The organism is Bosea sp. AS-1, assembly GCF_002220095.1.
Classification (GTDB): Bacteria; Pseudomonadota; Alphaproteobacteria; order Rhizobiales; family Beijerinckiaceae; genus Allobosea.
This window is the reverse complement of record NZ_CP022372.1, coordinates 3,632,991-3,651,357: the sequence shown is the minus strand read 5'-3', so window position 1 is coordinate 3,651,357 and position 18,367 is coordinate 3,632,991. Positions and strand designations below refer to the sequence as shown.

18 protein-coding genes are annotated in these 18,367 nt (G+C 66.1%); 6 read left to right on the top strand and 12 right to left on the bottom strand.

Annotated elements, in window-relative coordinates:
- Positions 1-105 precede the first annotated feature (105 nt).
- A complete protein-coding gene (gene rpoZ, locus CE453_RS19195) occupies positions 106-501 on the top strand; it encodes a DNA-directed RNA polymerase subunit omega (RefSeq protein WP_089176025.1) in 396 nt (131 codons plus the stop codon).
- 185 nt (positions 502-686) lie between these two features.
- Positions 687-2,897, top strand: a complete 2,211-nt coding sequence (locus CE453_RS19190) for a RelA/SpoT family protein (RefSeq protein WP_089178023.1) — start codon at positions 687-689, stop codon at positions 2,895-2,897.
- Between the two features lie 7 nt (positions 2,898-2,904).
- Here CE453_RS19190 and CE453_RS19185 read toward each other — a convergent pair whose 3' ends face one another.
- Entirely contained in the window at positions 2,905-3,750 is an 846-nt protein-coding gene (locus CE453_RS19185) for a LysR family transcriptional regulator (protein ID WP_089176024.1), read from the bottom strand.
- A 119-nt stretch (positions 3,751-3,869) separates the two neighbouring features.
- On the opposite strand from CE453_RS19185, the gene CE453_RS19180 reads away from it, so the two are divergent.
- The 3 genes from CE453_RS19180 to parC all read left to right on the top strand — a co-directional run bounded on the left by CE453_RS19180 (position 3,870) and on the right by parC (position 7,448).
- Positions 3,870-4,250, top strand: a complete 381-nt coding sequence (locus tag CE453_RS19180; protein WP_089178022.1) for a tautomerase family protein — start codon at positions 3,870-3,872, stop codon at positions 4,248-4,250.
- A gap of 86 nt (positions 4,251-4,336) precedes the next feature.
- Positions 4,337-5,080: a DNA repair protein RecO gene (recO, locus tag CE453_RS19175; RefSeq protein ID WP_089176023.1), complete on the top strand. Its 744-nt coding sequence runs from the start codon at positions 4,337-4,339 to the stop codon at positions 5,078-5,080.
- 121 nt (positions 5,081-5,201) lie between these two features.
- A complete protein-coding gene (gene parC, locus CE453_RS19170) occupies positions 5,202-7,448 on the top strand; it encodes a DNA topoisomerase IV subunit A (RefSeq protein ID WP_089176022.1) in 2,247 nt (748 codons plus the stop codon).
- Positions 7,449-7,455: 7 nt separating this feature from the next.
- Here parC and CE453_RS19165 read toward each other — a convergent pair whose 3' ends face one another.
- The 7 genes from CE453_RS19165 to CE453_RS19135 all read right to left on the bottom strand — a co-directional run bounded on the left by CE453_RS19165 (position 7,456) and on the right by CE453_RS19135 (position 13,785).
- The gene (locus CE453_RS19165; protein ID WP_089176021.1) at positions 7,456-8,313 is read right to left on the bottom strand and encodes a peptidoglycan-binding domain-containing protein; all 858 of its coding nucleotides are present in this window, start codon (positions 8,311-8,313) and stop codon (positions 7,456-7,458) included.
- A 178-nt stretch (positions 8,314-8,491) separates the two neighbouring features.
- On the bottom strand, positions 8,492-9,100 hold the full coding sequence (locus CE453_RS19160) for an outer membrane protein (RefSeq protein ID WP_157733104.1): 609 nt from the start codon (positions 9,098-9,100) through the stop codon (positions 8,492-8,494).
- Between the two features lie 113 nt (positions 9,101-9,213).
- Positions 9,214-10,233 (bottom strand): DUF2336 domain-containing protein, encoded by a 1,020-nt coding sequence (locus tag CE453_RS19155; RefSeq protein WP_089176019.1) that lies wholly within the window; start codon positions 10,231-10,233, stop codon positions 9,214-9,216.
- Positions 10,234-10,373: 140 nt separating this feature from the next.
- Complete coding sequence (locus CE453_RS19150) at positions 10,374-11,744, bottom strand: PepSY-associated TM helix domain-containing protein (RefSeq protein WP_089176018.1); 1,371 nt, start codon at positions 11,742-11,744, stop codon at positions 10,374-10,376.
- 35 nt (positions 11,745-11,779) lie between these two features.
- Positions 11,780-12,169 carry a hypothetical protein gene (locus tag CE453_RS19145; protein ID WP_089176017.1) on the bottom strand — a complete coding sequence of 130 codons (390 nt, stop codon included), beginning with the start codon at positions 12,167-12,169 and terminating at the stop codon, positions 11,780-11,782.
- 92 nt (positions 12,170-12,261) lie between these two features.
- Positions 12,262-12,909, bottom strand: a complete 648-nt coding sequence (locus CE453_RS19140; RefSeq protein WP_089178021.1) for an RraA family protein — start codon at positions 12,907-12,909, stop codon at positions 12,262-12,264.
- A 111-nt stretch (positions 12,910-13,020) separates the two neighbouring features.
- The gene (locus tag CE453_RS19135) at positions 13,021-13,785 is read right to left on the bottom strand and encodes an arginyltransferase (RefSeq protein ID WP_089176016.1); all 765 of its coding nucleotides are present in this window, start codon (positions 13,783-13,785) and stop codon (positions 13,021-13,023) included.
- 86 nt (positions 13,786-13,871) lie between these two features.
- Between CE453_RS19135 and CE453_RS19130 the strand changes: the two genes are divergently transcribed.
- Positions 13,872-14,702 (top strand): class I SAM-dependent methyltransferase, encoded by an 831-nt coding sequence (locus CE453_RS19130; RefSeq protein WP_089178020.1) that lies wholly within the window; start codon positions 13,872-13,874, stop codon positions 14,700-14,702.
- A 26-nt stretch (positions 14,703-14,728) separates the two neighbouring features.
- Here the strand turns inward: CE453_RS19130 and CE453_RS19125 are convergent, their stop codons facing one another.
- From CE453_RS19125 to CE453_RS19110, 4 genes are all read right to left on the bottom strand, one after another.
- Positions 14,729-15,202, bottom strand: coding sequence for an RDD family protein (locus tag CE453_RS19125; RefSeq protein WP_089176015.1), 474 nt, complete (start codon positions 15,200-15,202; stop codon positions 14,729-14,731).
- A 57-nt stretch (positions 15,203-15,259) separates the two neighbouring features.
- On the bottom strand, positions 15,260-16,504 hold the full coding sequence (locus CE453_RS19120) for a threonine ammonia-lyase (protein ID WP_089176014.1): 1,245 nt from the start codon (positions 16,502-16,504) through the stop codon (positions 15,260-15,262).
- Positions 16,505-16,534: 30 nt separating this feature from the next.
- Positions 16,535-17,875: a branched-chain amino acid ABC transporter permease gene (locus tag CE453_RS19115; RefSeq protein ID WP_089176013.1), complete on the bottom strand. Its 1,341-nt coding sequence runs from the start codon at positions 17,873-17,875 to the stop codon at positions 16,535-16,537.
- A 65-nt stretch (positions 17,876-17,940) separates the two neighbouring features.
- Entirely contained in the window at positions 17,941-18,312 is a 372-nt protein-coding gene (locus CE453_RS19110; protein ID WP_089176012.1) for a GatB/YqeY domain-containing protein, read from the bottom strand.
- Positions 18,313-18,367 lie beyond the last annotated feature (55 nt).

Sequence of the window (18,367 nt, the reverse complement as noted above, 5' to 3'; positions counted from 1 at the left end):
TCGCGGCTCAAGCCAGCGAAATTCTTGCATCGCCGCGGCTTTGCCTGTAAGGCCGTGACCAAATTCATTTCCCTGCATCGCCGAGATCGGAAGGAGCCGCCATCCATGGCTCGCGTTACCGTTGAAGACTGCATCGACAAGGTCGACAACCGCTTCGAGCTGGTCCTGCTCGCGGCCCACCGTGCCCGCACCATCGCTTCGGGCGCGTCGATCCTGGTGCCGCGCGACAACGACAAGAATCCCGTCGTCGCGCTCCGCGAGATCGCCGACGAGAAGCTGACGCCGGAGGATCTGAAGGAAGAGCTGATCCACTCGCTGCAGAAGCATGTCGAGGTTGACGAGCCGGAGCCCGAGACCGTGCCGCTGCTTGCCAGCCCGGCGAGCGCTGCCGGCGGCGGCTCGGACGCTGATGTCCAGTTCGACCGCATGAGCGAAGAGGACCTGCTGCGCGGTCTCGACGGCCTCGTGCCGCCGACCGAGAGCGCCGACGACGAGGATTGATCGGCGCTGGAGAAATCCGATGCCTTGATCGCGTGTGAATCGATTGTTCACCGTTTCCCGCTAAAGCCCGGCAGTGCCGGGCTTTTTCATGCCTGCCTTCCGGAAAACGCCTTGCTGCCGTCGAGACCTGTGCAAATAATAATGCGTTGCAATGATTATAGGATGAGGTTGAGGCCCGCATGGGCATGATGCGGCAGTATGAGCTCGTTGACCGGGTCAAGAGCTACAATCCCAACACCGACGAGGACCTGCTCAACCGGGCCTATGTCTATGCCATGCGCGCGCACGGCACGCAGAAGCGCGCCTCCGGTGACCCCTTCTTCGCCCATCCGCTCGAAGTTGCCGCGATTCTGACCGATCTGAAGCTCGACGATGCCACCATCGTCGCCGCGGTGCTGCATGATACGGTCGAGGATACGGCGGCGACGCTGGAAGAGATCGAGAACCTGTTCGGCCCGGATATCCGCCGGCTCGTCGACGGGCTCACCAAGATCAAGAAGCTCGACCTCGTCTCGAAGAAGGCGGCGCAGGGCGAGAATTTCCGCAAGCTCCTGCTCGCCATCGTCGACGACATCCGCGTGCTGCTGGTCAAGCTGGCCGACCGGCTGCACAACATGCGGACCCTGCATTTCGTGCCTCCGGAGAAGCGCCTGCGCATCGCCGAGGAAACGATCGAGATCTACGCCCCGCTCGCGGGCCGCATGGGCATGCAGGAGCTGCGCGAGGAGCTGGAGGAACTCGCTTTCCGCCACATCAAGCCGGAAGCGCACGCCACCGTGACCAAGCGGCTGGAGGAGGTGACCGAACGCGAAGGCAAGGTCATCGGCGAGATCGAGCACGACCTGAAGGAGAAGCTCGCGGCCAGCGGCATCGAGGCCGAGGTCCATGGCCGCCGCAAGCGTCCCTATTCGATCTGGAAGAAGATGGAGCGCAAATCCGTCTCCTTCGAGCAGCTCTCGGACATCTTCGGCTTCCGCGTCATCGTCGAAAAGCCGGAGGACTGCTACCGCGTCCTCGGCATCGTCCACATGACCTGGCCGATGGTGCCGGGCCGCTACAAGGACTACATCTCGACGCCGAAACAGAACGACTACCGCTCGATCCACACCACGGTCGTCGGCCCCGGCCACAGCCGCGTCGAACTGCAGATCCGCACCGATGCGATGGATCGCATCGCCGAATATGGCATCGCCGCCCATGCCCACTACAAGGACGGACGTGCGGGCGAGCCGATGCAGCTCGCCGATGAGAGCCGCGCCTATCAATGGCTGCGCCGCACGGTCGATCTGCTGGCGGAAGGGGACAGCCCGGAAGAGTTCCTCGAGCACACCAAGCTCGAACTCTTTCACGACCAGGTCTTCTGCTTCACGCCGAAGGGGCGGCTCATCGCCCTGCCGCGTGGCGCGACGCCGATCGATTTCGCTTATGCGGTCCACACCGATGTCGGCAACAGCGCCGTCGGCGCCAAGATCAACGGCCGCATCGCGCCCCTGCTGACCGAACTGCAGAACGGCGACGAGGTCGAGATCACCCGCGCCGAAGGGCAGGCGCCGCCGGCTGCCTGGGAATCGCTGGTCGTCACGGGCAAGGCCCGCGCTGCCATTCGCCGGGCGACCCGTGCCGCCGTGCGCCGGCAATATGCCGGTCTCGGCCGCCAGATCCTTGAGCGCGCCTTCACCCGCGCTGAGAAGGTCTTCTCGGATGACAAGCTGAAGGCGGCGCTGAAGCGCCTCGCCCGCAATACGGTGGACGATGTGCTCGCCGCCGTCGGTCGCGGCGAGATGTATTCCGGTGACGTGGTCAAGGCGGTCTACCCGGATCTCGAGCCGGAGAAGCGCGCGACGGGCGAGGCCAAGCCCGCGGGCGCGACCAGCGGCAAGGACTGGTTCGAGCTCGGCAAGGGCGACAACCTCAAGTTCAAGCTGCCGGGCGAGCCCAGCGCCGACGCCATTCCGATCCGCGGGCTGGGCCGCGATCTGCCGGTGCGCTTTTCGCCGCAGGGCGGCGCTGTCCCCGGCGATCGCATCGTCGGGATCTTGTCGCCGGGCGAGGGGGTGACGATCTATCCGATCCAGTCGCCGGCGCTCGCCGCGTTCGACAATGAGCCGGATCGCTGGCTCGATGTCCGCTGGGATATCGACGACAAGGTGCCGCAGCGCTTCCCCGCGCGCATCGCGTTGAAGTCGATCAATGAGCCGGGCTCGCTCGCCCAGATCACCACGATCATCGCCGAGCATGACGGCAATATTGACGCCGTACAGATGAACCGTCCGAACCCGGACTTCACCGATGTCACCATCGACCTGACGGTATGGGATCTGAAGCACTTGTCGGCGATCATCAGCGAATTGCGCGAGAAGCGCCAGATCAGCCGCGTCGAGCGTGTGCTGGGGTAGGGCGCTCTCAGCTTCGGAAAGCGGCTGCGAGCTCGCGCACGAAGCCGCGCGCGCGGACGCTCGCGGCCTGGCTGCGCAACACCACCTGCGAGCGGCCGAGCAGCGGCAAGCCCCAGGCCACGCCGATATCGACCGCATCGCGCGGCGCGATGCGCGTTGCGAGCGGGCTGACTCCGAGCCCGCCTGAGACCGCCGCCGCGACCGCGGCCATGCCGCCGCCGATGAAGGCTTCGCGCCAGGGTCGGCCGTTGCGGGTCAATGTCTCGATGGCATGACGGCGCAAGCCACATTCGGCGAGGAGGCTGATCATCGGCAGCGGCGCTTCCGGCTGGGGTAGCAAGGCAGGAGAGGCAAACCAGCCGAAGACGTCTTCGCGGAGCACTTCGCCGGTCTTGCCAGCCCCGATCCGGCGGATCAGCACGGCGTCGAGCTCACCGGCTTCGAAGGCGGATTCCAACAAACTCGACGGCTCGATCCTGAGATTGACGACGAGGCTGGGATCATGCGCCGCCAGCCTGGCCAGCAGATGTGGAATATCCGGGCCCGCTGCCTGCTCGCTGATGCCGATCGCGATATGTTCCGGCTCCTCCGTGAACGCGGCGAGCGCCCGACCGTGTGCTGCCAGGAACTCGCGCGCCGCCGGCAGGAAGCGCTCGCCATCCGGTGTCAGGCGCACGAGACGTGGGTGGCGCTGCAGCAGCGGCTTGCCGAGCGTGGTTTCGAGCCGCTTGATCCGCGTGCTGACGAGCGATTGCGTCGAGCCGAGCGCTTCGGCCGCACGCGTGAAGCTGGTGAGTTCGGCCGCCTGGAGGAAGGAGGCTACGGCTTCCACGTCGAGGGCGAGTGATATCATAAATCGAAAATCCGTATCACTGATATCAGTACTGATACGATTTCATGTTTTTATGCCTGAAGCTAGAGTCCTCTCATCGGCGAGCCCGCAGGCACGGATCGCCGCAGATGGAGACGACCATGCCCCTGATCCGGATTTCCATGCGCCGCGGCCGCCCGGCCTCCGAGCCCGCCGCCATCGTCGAAGGCGTCTACAAGGCGCTGCGGGAAACCTTCGAGGTGCCCGAAGGCGATCTCTTCGCGTTGGTCCACCAGCACGACGCCGGCGATTTCATCTACAACGCCAATTACTTCGGCTTCGACCGCTCGGATGCCATGGTGGTCATCCAGCTCACCGTCAGCGCCTCGCGCGGCGTGACCCAGAAGAAGGAGCTGTTTGCGAAGATCCATGAGAACCTGCGCCGCGACCCCGGCCTGCGCTCCGACGACATCTTCATCAACCTTGTCGAGACGGCGCGCGAGAACTGGTCCTTCGGCGCTGGTATCGCGCAATATGCGTGAGGCTGGAAGGCACCGCTGACGCGCCCTGTCCGGAGAACAGCGCTGGGAAATTGACCACCTGGCACCACAGGCCCTAACTCGCCCGCATGGAATGGGCCGACGAAGGCACGATCATCGGGTTGAAGGGGCATGGCGAGAGTGCCGTGATCCTCGAGGTGATGACGCGCCTTCATGGCCGCCATCTCGGTCTTGTCCGTGGCGGGCGCTCGCAGAAGACACAACCGCTGCTCCAGCCTGGTAACCGGGTCGCATTGACCTGGCGCGCGCGGCTCGACGAGCATCTCGGCGAGTACAGGGTCGAACTGCTCGCCTCCCATGCCGCGCGGTTGATGGCAGCGCCCGTCGCACTCTACGGGCTAGCAACCATCGCCGGCCTGCTGCGCCTTCTGCCGGAGCGCGATCCGCATCCGGCGCTGCATGAAGGCCTGTCCGTCTTGATCGAGCATTTCGACGACCCTGCGCTCGCGCCCGCGCTGGTGGTGCGCTTCGAGCTCGCCATGCTGTCCGAGCTTGGCTTCGGGCTCGATCTGACGCGCTGCGCTGCGACAGGTTCGACCGACGATCTCAGCCATGTCTCGCCGAAATCCGGCAAGGCCGTCAGTCGCCCGGCGGCGGCACCCTATCTCGATCTCCTGCTCGCCCTGCCGGCCTTTCTCATCGAGGGGCAGGGCGCACGCCGGCCTTCGCCGGCCGATCTCATGGCAGGCTTCGCGCTGACCGGTTTCTTCCTGCGACGGCATCTCTACGAGCCGCGCGGGCTGCGCGAACCGCCGGAGCGGGCGCGTCTGATCGAGCTCACCGGACGCAACGCTGAATCATCCACCGATTGAGCGCAAAAACCGAGCCTGCGCGTTTGCGCGCGCGGCTTCGTACCTGCATTGTTCTGGCAGGTCGATTCGCTCTGTGTCATAGAGACGGCGCGAATTTGGACGGGAAGAAGGCTGAGTAGGAATGGGTAAACCGGTCGATCCGCCGCCGGAAGACGAAGCCGAGCGCATCGATCTGAAATCGGCGCTCGAAGAGCGTTATCTCGCCTATGCGCTCTCCACCATCATGCACCGCGCCCTGCCGGACGCGCGCGACGGGTTGAAGCCCGTCCATCGCCGCATCCTCCACGCGATGCGGCTGCTCCGGCTCGACCCCGGCCAGGTTCACAAGAAATGCGCCCGCATCGTCGGCGACGTCATCGGTAAGTTCCACCCGCATGGCGATCAGTCGGTCTATGACGCGCTGGTCCGCCTCGCGCAGGACTTCGCCCAGCGCTATCCGCTCGTCGACGGGCAGGGCAATTTCGGCAATATCGACGGCGATAATGCGGCCGCCTACCGCTACACCGAAGCGCGCATGACCGAGGTCGCGCGCCTGCTCCTCGACGGTATCGACGAAGACGCGGTCGATTTCCGCGAGACCTATAACGGCGAGGACGAGGAACCGGTCGTGCTGCCGGCCGCCTTCCCGAACCTGCTTGCCAACGGCTCGCAAGGCATTGCGGTCGGCATGGCGACCTCGATCCCGCCGCACAATGCTGCCGAGCTCTGCGATGCCGCGCTCTACCTGATCCAGCATCCGGAGACCTCCTCCGAGCAGCTCATGACCTTCGTGCCCGGCCCGGATTTCCCGACCGGCGGCATCATCGTCGAGAGCCGCGAGTCGATGGCGGAGACCTATCGCACCGGGCGCGGCGCCTTCCGCACCCGCGCGCGCTGGCATGTCGAGGACCAGGGTCGTGGCACCTGGCTCGCCGTGGTCACCGAGATCCCCTACATGGTCTCGAAGGGGCGGCTGATCGAGAAGATCGCGGAACTCCTCAACGATCGGAAGCTGCCGCTTGTCGCGGATCTGCGCGATGAATCGGCCGAGGACATCCGCATCGTCATCGAACCGCGCGCTCGCAATGTCGACGCCAACCTGATGATGGAATCGCTCTTCCGGCTCTCCGAGCTCGAAGCGCGCATTCCGATGAACATGAACGTGCTGACCGGCGGGCTGGTGCCGCGGGTGCTTGGCCTCGCCGAGGCCCTGCGTGCTTGGCTCGACCATCGCCGCGAGGTGTTGCAGCGGCGCTCGCGCTTCCGCCTCGGCCAGATCGACAAGCGCCTCGAGATCCTGCGCGGCTTGCTGATCGTCTATCTCGACCTCGACCGGGTGATCAAAATCATCCGCGAGGAGGACGAGCCGAAGATCGAGCTGATGAAGGCCTTCGACCTCACCGAAGTCCAGGCCAACGCCATCCTCGACACGCGCCTGCGCGCGCTGCGCAAGCTCGAGGAAATGCAGCTCAAGACCGAGCTCGACGAACTCACCAAGGAGAAGTCGCAAATCGAAGACCTGCTCGCCTCCGAGGCGACGCAGTGGAAGACCATCGCCTGGGACATCCGCCAGGTGAAGAAGTCCTTCGGCCCCGAGACCGCGATCGGCAAGCGCCGCACCGATTTCGCCGACATGCCGGATACCGCGGATATCGATCTGACCCAGGCCATGGTCGAGCGCGAGCCGATCACGGTGGTGATCTCGAAGAAGGGCTGGATCCGTGCGCTGAAGGGCCATGTGCAGGACCGCTCCAGCTTCTCCTTCAAGGGGGATGACGGGCTCCAGACGGCCTTTTTCACCGAGACGACGGCGAAGGTGCTGGTGCTGGCCTCCAACGGCAAGATTTTCACGCTCGATGCCTCGAAGCTGCCGGGCGGGCGCGGTTTCGGCGATCCGATCCGGTTGATGATCGAACTGGAAGAGACGGCCGAGATCGTCTCGGCCTTCGCGTACCGGCCGGGCACGAAGCTGCTGATGGTGACGAGCGAGGGCAGGGGCTTCGTCGCGCCCGCCGACGATGTCGTCGCCAATACCCGCAAGGGCCGACAGGTGCTCAATGTCGACGGCAAGACGGTCGCGATGCTGGCGGTACCGGCAGATGGCGACCATGTCGCGATCATCGGCCAGAACCGCAAGCTGCTCTGCTTCCCGATCTCGGAAGTCGCGGAGATGGGCCGTGGCAAGGGTGTGCGCCTGCAACGCTACAAGGATGGCGGGCTTTCCGACGCCAAGACCTTCAAGCTGGAAGACGGCCTGACCTGGCTCGACACCTCCGGCCGCACCTGGACGGTGCCGCAGAGCGATCTGCTCGAATGGCTCGGTCACCGCGCCGAAGCCGGCCGCCTGCCGCCCAAGGGCTTCCCGAAGAGCAATACCTTCGGCGGCTGATTGGTTCTCAGAAGGTGCCGATCACGCCGAGGAAGAAATTGCAGGTCGCCGTCGCCTTGAAATAGTTCGACTGCGCCTTGCCGGTGTAGTCGATCTCGATTTCGCCCTCGGCGCGTCCCTGCAGCATGACGAGCGGCGTGGCTCCGCCGGGGCGTCCGAAAAGGCGCAGATTGTATCGCGCGCTGCCGGATTGGCTGATCTTGTTGGGATCGAGCGGCGAATATTTCGGGATTCCGATATCGTAGTCGAAGCCGGCCGTCGGTTCGCTGATCGTCTTGATCGGCTTCGGAATCATCGACACGATCATCGCCTTGAACTTGCTGTTGATCGGGATGTCGTTGACGAGCCGGATGATGTTCTGCGTCGACCGCACGACGGGGTCGCTCGGGTCCTGAACGGGAACGAGCGTGAAGGTCAGGTTGAGCAGGCTCGGTTGCCTCACAGGGGAGAACGACGCCGAGGCGACGCCCGCCAAGCTTAGTTGGGGCCCGAGGATAACCGGCGGCTGGAGGACGAATTGCGGCTGCTTGGGCGCTCCTGGCAGCGTCAGGGGCGGAATCAGCTGCGGGGGCTTGATGGCCGAAGCCTCCGTGGCCCCGAAGGTTGGCCGTGTCAGCTCGGGGAAGACGAGCACCTGCGCTATGACGGTTTCGACTTCGAAGAGGATGGCGCGCGTCCTCGGTCCGACGATGCCGTCCGGCTTTAGCGCGTGAAGCGTCTGGAACTTGCTGACCCGCTCGCGGGTCTTCGGTCCGAAGATGCCGTCGACCTTCAGCGGCGTTTCACGCCGCAGGTGGTAGTTCAATCGATCCTGGAGAACCCGGACGTCCTGGCCGGTCATGCCACTGCTGAGGTTGCGCGTCATCGCTTTGCCTCGCCCGAATGTTCAGGGGCGGGCGCAGGATTCAGGCGGTAGCGCCTGCAGGGCTCGTGCCTGGATCCGGATGCCCGGAAGGCAATATCCTATCCCGTCCCGGTCAGGCGGGATCATCAGTTTGAAGGACGGGCGAACGGTCGAGCTGGCTGAGCCGCCGCGGCGCGCGTCAGCGGACCCGCTGGCCGACGACGCCGACTTCGAGCCCGAGCGTCAGCTTGTCGGTCACGGCCCATTCCACGCCGGCACGGGCTTCCGGCCTCACGGCGATGTCGCTTTGCGTGAAGGGGGTAGAGAACGGCGTTGCACCGTAGCGCCAGGTCTCGTTCGCTGCGGACATGCCGACCTTGGTGTAGAGCAGCACATCGGGCGTCACGAGCACGCCGGTCTTGATCTGGAACGCACCGGCGAAGTCGCGCGTATAGGCGACGCTGCCGAAGCTAGGCACGCCATAGCCGCCCATGGCGGGAGCGTAGTCGACCGCACCGACGATGCCGTAGATGAAATTGCCCTCGCGCCGCATCGTTCCCATCTCGAGCCCGAAGGTCGGTCCCGCGACGGTGCGCATATGCTTGCCGCTCGTCACCTGGAAGCCGGAGGAGATGCGCGCATAGGAGCCCTCCCATTTCGGCGTGAGGGTCGGGCTGTCCCAGGCGAAAGACGGCAGGCTGGCGAAGCCGGTAAGCGGCAACGACGCCTGAGCCCGAGCGGCCGAGGTCCCTGCGAGCATCGCCAGTGTTGCAGCGGTCACCGTGGCGGAAACGACCGAAAATCTCACGTTCAAGGCTTCCTCACGCCGAGCATCTCGCGGAAGGGTAGCATGTGGCCGGGCGAATGTCGCCGTTTTGTGGCGCGTCGGTTCGGCGCGGAGGGGACGCCCGTTGCGACGCCTCAGGCAATCTTGGTCTTGAGCTTCAGGAAGCGGAGCGTCCGCTCGGCCGTGGCGAGATCGAGCTTGGCATAGGCGTCGACATCGTCGTCGACATCGCGCGGGGAAAAATACAGCCGCCGCGCCCGCAATTGCAGGATGGCCCGGAAGGCCGTCAGACCTACGCCGAGCGAGCGGCAGGTCACGGCGATGCCACTGGCATCGCGCTGCATCAGCACACGCAGTGCCTGTTCAGGCGTGATATCGGCGACCTGCGACAACACCTGCGCAAGGTGGTACGCCCGGTCCTCGTCGGCCAGCATGGTGAGCACGTCGTCGACCTCGCGCACCTTGGCGGCGAGATCGGACAACAGGAGTTTCACCTCGAGCCGCTGCTGGCGCGCCTGGCGGGCGAGCGATTGCGAGGAATCTGAGCTGGCGCTGGCGGCGCCATCCGCCAGCTGCTCGACGATGCGCAGCACGCGCTCCGCTCGCTTCGGCGCCAGGTCCGAGCGGCGGGCGAGATTGCCGGCGATGGCCGCGTCGCCGTTGCCGCGCTCCAGCAACCGGTCGAAACCGTGATCCGAGAAGACGGCGCCCTCATTGGCGCTGACGGTGGTGAGTACGGTCCGATCACCGCGCTCGACGAGGATATCGGTAACGCTCTCGGAGAGGCGGGCGCGCTCGGCGATGGCTGCCAGATGCTGTTGCGTCTGGCTGACGGCGATCGCGGCGAGGTCTCCGTCGGTCAACACCGGGGACAAGGTCAGAACCAGCCGTGCCACCTCGGCATTGCTATCGCCGCCGAGCGTGACGGCGACGTTGTGCGGCAACGTCGGCATGGCGGCGACGCGGTCGGCATAGCCCTTGCGGTCTTCGTCGCCGAGATGGGAGAGCGAGGTGACGGCGATCTCGCCATAATGCTCCTTGCTGGCGTCGCTCGGCTCCTGGTCCAGCAGGAACAGGTCCGTGACGGCGTTGAGCAGCTGACGGCGCGAATCCGACGACAAGTCGGACGGCATCCGGGTCAGGTTGCGCAGCATGGAGGCCCCCAGGCGGTAACGTAGTCGGGACACTGCAATGCGCGAACTTGATTTACTCTTAAGCCGGTTGAAGAAACGGGCGCTATTGCACCCGTTTCGCAGTCTAGTTCTCAGAAATTTCGTGCCTAAGCGATTATCTTCTAGGTCAACACACGTTTAGGTTGCATAACTTTAAGTGCGAGCCAGTCGATCAAAGCCATGCTGATCAGCGACGCGCCGACCAGCGGGAAGATGACGCCCCCGATCGCCAGCATCGCGAAGACGATGGCGAGGCTTCTCCGTTCGGGCGGCAGGGGCGGGATGCCGAGGGAACCTTGCGGGCGACGCTTCCACCACATCGTGATGGCCGAGATGGCGAGCAGGATGATGGCGCAGCAGACGGCGAGCATGAGGAGCTGGTTTGTCAGGCCGAACTCCTGGCCCATATGGACATTGATCCCCCATTCCAGCGCCTTTCCGAGGGGACCGTAATCGGCGTAACTCATGTCGAGCAGCGGCTTGCCGCTATACTGGTCGAGATGGATCACACGCTGGAGCGAGAGGTCCTTGGGATAGACAGAGCCGGTATAGACGCCGCTGGCCCCGCTCGGCAGGTTCACCACATAGCCGCGCGTCAGCCCGAGTCGGTCGAAGGCTGCGACGGCGGCGTCGAGGCCGATGGGCTTGGCGCCATGGCCCACTGATTCCGGCAGCCGCGCCTGTTCGAGCGACCAGGTTGTCGGCCCGGCATGGGCGAGATGCTCGTCCGACATCGGCACCGCGACACGCACGCCGGCCGGATAGCCGAAATTCTGCCCGTTGGCCCACTGATTGACCTTGGCGCCCCAGAGCACGGACCAGGGCATGCCGGTGATGGCGAGGAATAGGATGAAGCCGCCGGCGAGGAGCCCGGTGACGGCGTGGAGGTCGCGCCAGAACACGCGTTGACGGGGCTGCCCCCGTACGGTGACGACCCCTCCGCTCTGCCGGCGCGGCCACCACAGATAGAGCCCGCTCAGCACGAGCAGGATGGCCCAGCCACCGACGATCTCGATGATGCCTCTCGCGACCGGTCCGAAATAGCCGAGGCTGTGCAACTGCCGGACGATCCACATCGCCGTGCCACGGTCCGAGATCTGGCCGAGTACGCGCGCATCGTAGGGGTCGACATAGACGACGGTCTTGGCCCCGTTGGCATCGTAGGCAGTGACCTCTGAGGAGGCCGTCGCGGTTTCGGGAGGCATGTATTTGACGACCTTGCCGGGCAGGGTTTCAAGCGCTCGCGCCACGATCTCGCTCGGCGGCCGCTGCGGCGTGGCCCGCGCCTCGACGCGCTTGACGTCGCGGTGGATCAAGCCGTCGAGCTGGCCCCGGAAGAGGTAGAGCCCACCCGTCACCGCGAGCAGGACGAGGAAGGGCAGGGTGATGAGGCCTGCGTAGAAGTGCCAGCGCCAGACGGCGCGATAGAAGGATGCGGCGCGCTTGCCGGCGCGTTCAGGCGCGGCAGCCGCCGTCGTGACGACGGTGGTCATGGAGAAGATCCTGGTCTGAAGAGGGAAGGGTGGCTTCAGGCCAGGAAGGGCGGCGCCCGCGCGCCGAGCGGGTAAGCTCGCGGTACAGCGGGGCTGGCCTCGTCCGTGCGGGCGAGGCGGATGGCGACGAAGTGGGATGTCGGGAGTGCTGTGACGGCCGGAGCGCCCGGCGGCGGTAGCGTCGTCGCGAATGAGAGACAGAGCGCCGCGCAGCAGGCGGGCAGGTCAGACTTCCCGCTCTCCTGGGCCGGGTCGGCGGGGGTCGTCTGGCCGGGCGCGCAGAGCGGATGGGCGAGGAAGGGGTCGGGCTGGGCCGCGAGCCCCGAAGCCAGTGCCGTCAGCGTCGTCTGGAGGACGAGGACATAGACGGCGAGCAGCGCGATCGCGCTGCGCCGCCAGTCCGCTCGTTTCGCCGCTCCCGCCATGCCGTCAGGCTTAAAGCGTGGGAAGGTTCGGCGGAAGGGGATATCGTGCCGCGCCGGGCATCAGAGTGCTCCGGCGCGGCGGTATCAGGACGTCAGAACTTGCCGTATTGAAGATAGGCCTGCTGCGGATCTGTGCCGGACAGAATGGCGGTGCGGACCTTGTTTTCGGTGGAGATCGCGACCTCGGACTTCTCCACAACCTCCTCGATGATCTCGGCCGGGATGCGGACCACCCCGTCGCGGTCGGCGAGGATGTAGTCGCCCGGCCGGATCCAGACCGCACCGATCTTGATCGGTTCGTCGACCGCCTTGGGCAGCCAGGCGCCGACGATGTCGCGCGGCGTGTAAGCCTTGAAATAGGCCTGGAAGCCCATATCGATCATGAATTCGGTATCGCGCGAGAGCCCGTCGATGACGCAGCCACGCACGCCTTTGTTCTTCAGCGTCTCGGCCGAGAGCTCGCCCATCAGCGCGATCTCCTCGGTGTTCGGCTGGCAGACCCAGACATGGCCGGGCTTGGCGGCCGAGAGCAGTCCCGTCCAGCCCAGCAGCGTCTCATGTGCGTCGAACTCGCCCGTCTTGCCCTCCACGGTGAAGGCCGGGCCGGCGAGCTTCTGGCCCGGCAACAGCGGCCGCAGGCTCGACGGCAGGGTGAAATCGCTCAAGCCCATGCCGCGCATCACGTCGTGGACGACGCCGGTGTAGCAGCGCTCGAGGCGTTGGGTCAGTTCTTCGCTCATCATTCCTCCGCGGGCGCGCTCGCAGACGCGCCGCATGGTTTTGTGGAGGCGGCAAGGTGGCTGCCCCGCAGCGGCGGGGCAAGCGCGTTTTCCGCGCGGCGCGGTTGCGTTTCAATCGGTTGAAGCGTCCCGCTCCACCCGTTCCCACCCCTGAGGCATCAGGCGTTCCTGAGGCAGGAAGCGGGCCTTGTAGGCCATCTTCGACGAGCCCTCGACCCAGTAGCCCAGATAGACATAAGGCAATCCCAGCCGCTTCGCGCGGTTGATGTGATCAAGCACCATGAAGGTGCCGAGCGAGCGGGCTTCCAGCCCCGGATCATAGACCGAATAGACCATGGAGAGGCCGTCGTTCAGCGTGTCGGTCAGCGCCATGGCGAAGAGGTCGCCCTGGCCGCGCCCGGTGAAGCCCGAGTCGGGCCCGCGGCGCCGATATTCGATCAGGTTGGTCTCGACATGGGTGTCCTCGACCATCATCGCGAAATCGAGCGCCGACATCGTCGCCATGCCGCCATCCGGGTGGCGCGCATCGAGATAGGAGCGGAACAGGGAATAATGCTCGGAGCGCGGCTGCGGCGGGCGCGCCTCGCCGATCAGGTCGTTGTTGCGGGCCATCACCTTGCGGAAGCCTCGCGACCAGCGGAAATCGTCGACGCAGACGCGCACCGAGACGCAAGCCCGACAGACCTCGCAGGCCGGGCGATAGGCGATGCTCTGCGAACGCCGGAACCCGCCCTGCGACAACACGTTGTTGAGGTCGCTGGCGCGCGGCCCGACGAGATGCGTGAACACCTTCCGCTCCTCGCGGCCCGGCAAATAGGGACACGTGGTCGGCGAAGTGAGGTAGAATTGCGGGGCATCCCGCAACGGGCGCGTCACGTTGGCTGGCTCCCCGGAAGCTTCCGCTCCTCAATGTAGCATCGGCGGCGGCGGCAACAAGCGGGATGCGAGCTTGGGAGGTCGCGATGAACGGCGAAAAGGTGGCGCTCCACGGTGCGCAGGAGACGCTTCTCATCACGCTTTGCGCCAAGGCGGGCGAGAGCCGGCTTCCCGATTCCCTGTTGAAAGATCGTTTTGCCGCCGAAGCCCTGGCGCGGATCGACTACGACTTCGACCGGCTCAAGATCGATCGCGACATGATGATCGGCATCGCGCTGAGGGCGCATGTCATCGATGGCTGGACGCGTGGTTTTCTTGAACAGTATCCGGAGTCGACGGTGCTGCATCTCGGCTGCGGACTGGACAGCCGCGTCTTCAGGATCGCGCCCTTCGCGGGCGTCCGCTGGTTCGATGTCGACTATCCTGACGTGATCGCGCTGCGCCACCGTCTCTATCCGGCGCGCGAGGGCTACACGCTGCTGCCATCCTCGGTGACCGAGCCCGAGTGGCTCGATGCGGTGCCGCAGGACAGGCCGGCTTTCATTATCGCCGAGGGACTCTTGCCCTATCTGCCGCCGGAGGAGGTGGTGCTGCTGCTGGAGCGCGTGACGAACCATTTGCCCGGTGGCGAGCTCGCCTTCGACGCCTACAGCCGGTTGGGGCTCACCCTCATCGCCTGGCAACCCTCCGTTCGCGCCACCGGTGCGACACTGCACTGGTCGCTTGACGATCCGGAAGAATTGCTCCGGCAGCTCCCCGGCCTCGAACTGGTCGAGGAATTGATGGGCTACGGCTCGGGTGGTTACGACCCGGCGCAGGTCGCGCGCATGTCGCTGGTCGCACGGATGGCCGTCCCCGTGATGGGGATGATCCCCGCTCTGTCCCGGATCGGTCGGCTGCTGCGCTTCCGCTTCTGAAGCCTCGGCGCAGCAGCCCGATCGGGTCAGGCCCGTACGACCACGAGACCCGTCAGCAGGTCGTGGCCGAGGCGCCGGTCGGAACGGAAGAGGCCGCAGGCGATATCGAGCAGCCACAGCGCCACCGTGCCGGCCGCCACGTAGAAGAACAGCGCATGCACTGCCGCGACGAGCCCGTCGGGCCTGCCGCCATTCACGGTCTCGACCTTGAGACCGGCGACACGCATGCCCCAGGTCGATTGGCGCGAACCACCGACCGTCAGCGCCGCATAGCCCAGCGCCGTGACGAAGGCCGCGGCCGGGATCAGGAACCAGGTCGCACCGAAGGTGACGACGCCGAGCAGAACCAGCAGCAGGAAGACCAGCCAGCCGAGGAAGAACAGCACGACGATATCGACGATCCAGGCGAACAGCCGCGAGCCCAGGACGCCGCTGACGTTCTGGTAGGGGCGCTGCTCCAGGGCCGTGATCGGCGGCTGGCCGTAGCGAGTGTCGCTCATCGGGACTTCAATCCTCCATCGGCGCGCGGAATGCGGCGCCCGTGGAGTAATGTTTGATCAGCGTGCCGGTTCCGCAAGGCCGCGCGGCAGGATGCGCCGTGGCGCGAAGCCATTTTTTGCGAGCATGTCCTCGATGGCGCGCGAATGGGCCTCGCCGCGCGTCTCGACCGTGACGTCGAGCGAGACGCCCTTGGCCGGCACGTCGAGGAAAAGCCGGCCATGGCTGACCTCGAGGATGTTGGCTCCCTCGTCGCCGAGCAGGCTCGCGATCTTGCCGAGCAGGCCTGGCCGGTCGCTGCTGGTCAGGCGGAAGGCGACGATGCGGTCCTCCCGCTCCAGCTCGCGCACCATGATCGCGGCCAGCAGGCGGGTGTCGATATTGCCGCCGCACAGTACGAGCCCGACCTTGCGCCCGGCATAGCGCTCCGGCTCCTTCAGCATCGCGGCAAGCCCGGCCGCGCCGGCCCCCTCCGCAAGACTGTGTTGAAGGCTCGCATAGGCGTTGACGGCGCGCTCGATCAGGTCCTCGCCGACGAGGACGATGTCGGAGACCAGGCTGGAGACGATCGGCAAGGTGAGTTGCCCCACGGTCTTGACGGCGATGCCCTCCGCCAGTGTTGCCCCTCCGATCGGCCGGTCCTGCGCGTTCACCGCATTGAAGAAGGACGGAAAGAGCGCGGTTTCCACGCCGATCAGTTCGATGCCCGGCTTGATCGCCTTGGCGGCGACGGCGTTGCCGGCCATCAGCCCGCCCCCGCCGAGCGGGATGATCAGCACGTCGAGGTCGGGTTCGTCGGCCAGCATTTCGCGCGCGATGGTGCCCTGGCCCGCCATCACGGCCGGATCGTCATAGGGGTGGACGAAGACGAGCCTCTGGGCGCCGGCGAGTTCGTGCGCCTTCTGGGCCGCTTCGTAGAGGGTTTCGCCGTGCAACACGACATGCGCCCCATGCGCGCGGGTATTCTCGACCTTCACCAGCGGCGTCGTTTCGGGCATCACGATGGTCGCCGGGATGCCGAAACGTTTGGCGTGATAGGCGACGGCCTGGGCGTGGTTGCCGGCCGACATCGCGATGACGCCGCGCTTCCGCTCGGCCTCGCTCAGCGAGAGCAGCTTGTTGACCGCGCCGCGCTCCTTGAAGGAGGCGGTCGCCTGCATGTTCTCGTGCTTCACCAGCACCTCGGCCCCGGTGAGCTCGGACAGGCGCGGTGCCGGCACCAGCGGCGTGCGCAGCACATGGCCCTCGATCCGCCGGGCGGCGGCATCGATATCCTCGGGCGTGATGGCGAACGTCTCGGTCATGATGGGTCCGTGTTTCCCGGAAAGCTGTCGTCAAACCTGCCGCGGCGTCAATTCGCTATCGCCGAAGAAGCCGCCGGGGCGCCAGATCAGCACGATGGCGAGCAGCAGGTAGACCGCGAGGTCGCGCTGCTCGATCGGTAGCGTCGCCGACCAGATCGCCTCGAAACCGGCGATGAACAGTCCGCCGAGAGCCGCTCCCGACACCGAGCCGATGCCGCCGAGAATAGCCGCGACCAGTGCCTTGAGGCCGAGCGTGAAGCCGCCGGCGAAACCCATGCCGCCATAGATCACCGTGACGATGACACCTGCCATGCCGCACAAGGCGCAGGCGATGATGACGGCGATGTCACGGACTGCGCGCGGATCGACGCCGAAGAGTGCCGCGGTGCGCTCATCCTCCGCCACCGCTCGCCAGGCCCGGCCGTAGGCGGTGCGCCGGATGAGCTGGACGAGGCCGAACGTGGCGCCGAGCCCGACCAGCGTCAGGAAGGTGGCGAGCGGGTTGAGCGTCACGATGAAGTCGCCGGCATGGGCAAGCGGGACGGGCGTGTTGAACACCGGCGGTAGCCAGCGCAACTGCGGCCCTTGTGCGAGGCGCAGATACTCGGACATCGCGATCGCGAGCCCGGTCGTCGCGATCAGGATCTGCTGGCCGCTGGCGCGCTCGAGATGACGCAGCACGAAGCGGCCCATGGCGAAGCCATGCAGCGCCGAGACCAGGATCGCCACGGTGAAGGCGACGGCAAGTCCGGTCACCGGTGTCGAGATCGAGAGCGAGAGCAGCAGCGCCACGCCCACCACCGAGGCAAGGGCCCCGAGCGCCGCGAACTCGCCGAAGCAGAGGATGATCCGCCCGGTGAGTCCGTAGACCAGCGCATAGGCGGCGGCGAGCAGGCTGTAGATCGCGGCCGAGGGCAGGCTGCCGAGACCCTGCTGCAGGCCGTAGGCCAGCCCCGCCGGTATCGCGGGCAGATCCTCTGCCGTGGGAGCGGCTGGGTCGGGTGGCGGCTCGCTGCGGTCCTCAAGATAGAAGCGGCGGAGGAAATAGAAGCTGGCACTGGCCATCGGCCTGCCGTCGGAGGCGATGCCGATCAGCGTCGGCCGCCCGAGGCCGTTGCCTTCGGTGCCGAACAGGCAGTCGATGCTGCGATGGCGCGCCACCCCGTCGCCGAGCTGCACCCGATAGAGCAGGCGCAGTGCCCGCGGCACCGGGCCGCTGGTCACCCGCTCGATCTCGATATGCGCGTTGGGTGGGTTGAGCGGTGGAATCGCCTGCCGGCACAACCGCGTCTGGTCGGTGTCGAAACCCTCGCCGCAGCCGGCGAGGGCGACGAGGACGGCGGCCAGAATCGGCAGGAGGAACGGGCGCATGCGAGCGCGACGGTAGCGCTTGCCCGTGCCGTTTGAAACATGGCTTTGGAGCGGGCGATCTGCTCCTAGCTCAGGCCAGGCAGATCGAGATAGCGACCCAGGACGTCCGCTCCCTCGGACAGGGCGCGCGCCTTGTCGTCGCGCCCGAGGCGGCGATAGGCATTTGCCGCATCGCTCCGGCTGCGGATTTCGGCTTCGACGACCTGGCGCAGCTCGCTCTTGCCGAGTACCTGACGGGGCACTTCGACCGCGCTGTCACCAAAGGCGTGAAACACATAGGTGTCGTGCCGGCCGTCGACCGGAACGGCCTGCGCGTTGTCGATCGCGGCGATCAGCTCGCGCAGCACGGTGATTTCGGCGGATCTGCGCTCCCGCATCGCTGTCCGCAGGTCGGCCTTCAGCAACGCCAGGAAACTCTGGCTCTCATCTGTCGTCATGCTGGAACCGTAGCTGCTTTCGCGCAGAGCGGAAGAGCCCGAAGCCGAGCGGTCC

Coding starts and splice junctions, on each gene's coding strand:
- rpoZ (WP_089176025.1), top strand. CDS start 106: ATGGCTCGCGTTACCGTTGAAGACTGCATCGACAAGGTCGACAACCGC.
- CE453_RS19190 (WP_089178023.1), top strand. CDS start 687: ATGATGCGGCAGTATGAGCTCGTTGACCGGGTCAAGAGCTACAATCCC.
- CE453_RS19185 (WP_089176024.1), bottom strand. CDS start 3,750: ATGATATCACTCGCCCTCGACGTGGAAGCCGTAGCCTCCTTCCTCCAG.
- CE453_RS19180 (WP_089178022.1), top strand. CDS start 3,870: ATGCCCCTGATCCGGATTTCCATGCGCCGCGGCCGCCCGGCCTCCGAG.
- recO (WP_089176023.1), top strand. CDS start 4,337: ATGGAATGGGCCGACGAAGGCACGATCATCGGGTTGAAGGGGCATGGC.
- parC (WP_089176022.1), top strand. CDS start 5,202: ATGGGTAAACCGGTCGATCCGCCGCCGGAAGACGAAGCCGAGCGCATC.
- CE453_RS19165 (WP_089176021.1), bottom strand. CDS start 8,313: ATGACGCGCAACCTCAGCAGTGGCATGACCGGCCAGGACGTCCGGGTT.
- CE453_RS19155 (WP_089176019.1), bottom strand. CDS start 10,233: ATGCTGCGCAACCTGACCCGGATGCCGTCCGACTTGTCGTCGGATTCG.
- CE453_RS19150 (WP_089176018.1), bottom strand. CDS start 11,744: ATGACCACCGTCGTCACGACGGCGGCTGCCGCGCCTGAACGCGCCGGC.
- CE453_RS19145 (WP_089176017.1), bottom strand. CDS start 12,169: ATGGCGGGAGCGGCGAAACGAGCGGACTGGCGGCGCAGCGCGATCGCG.
- CE453_RS19140 (WP_089178021.1), bottom strand. CDS start 12,909: ATGAGCGAAGAACTGACCCAACGCCTCGAGCGCTGCTACACCGGCGTC.
- CE453_RS19130 (WP_089178020.1), top strand. CDS start 13,872: ATGAACGGCGAAAAGGTGGCGCTCCACGGTGCGCAGGAGACGCTTCTC.
- CE453_RS19125 (WP_089176015.1), bottom strand. CDS start 15,202: ATGAGCGACACTCGCTACGGCCAGCCGCCGATCACGGCCCTGGAGCAG.
- CE453_RS19120 (WP_089176014.1), bottom strand. CDS start 16,504: ATGACCGAGACGTTCGCCATCACGCCCGAGGATATCGATGCCGCCGCC.
- CE453_RS19115 (WP_089176013.1), bottom strand. CDS start 17,875: ATGCGCCCGTTCCTCCTGCCGATTCTGGCCGCCGTCCTCGTCGCCCTC.
- CE453_RS19110 (WP_089176012.1), bottom strand. CDS start 18,312: ATGACGACAGATGAGAGCCAGAGTTTCCTGGCGTTGCTGAAGGCCGAC.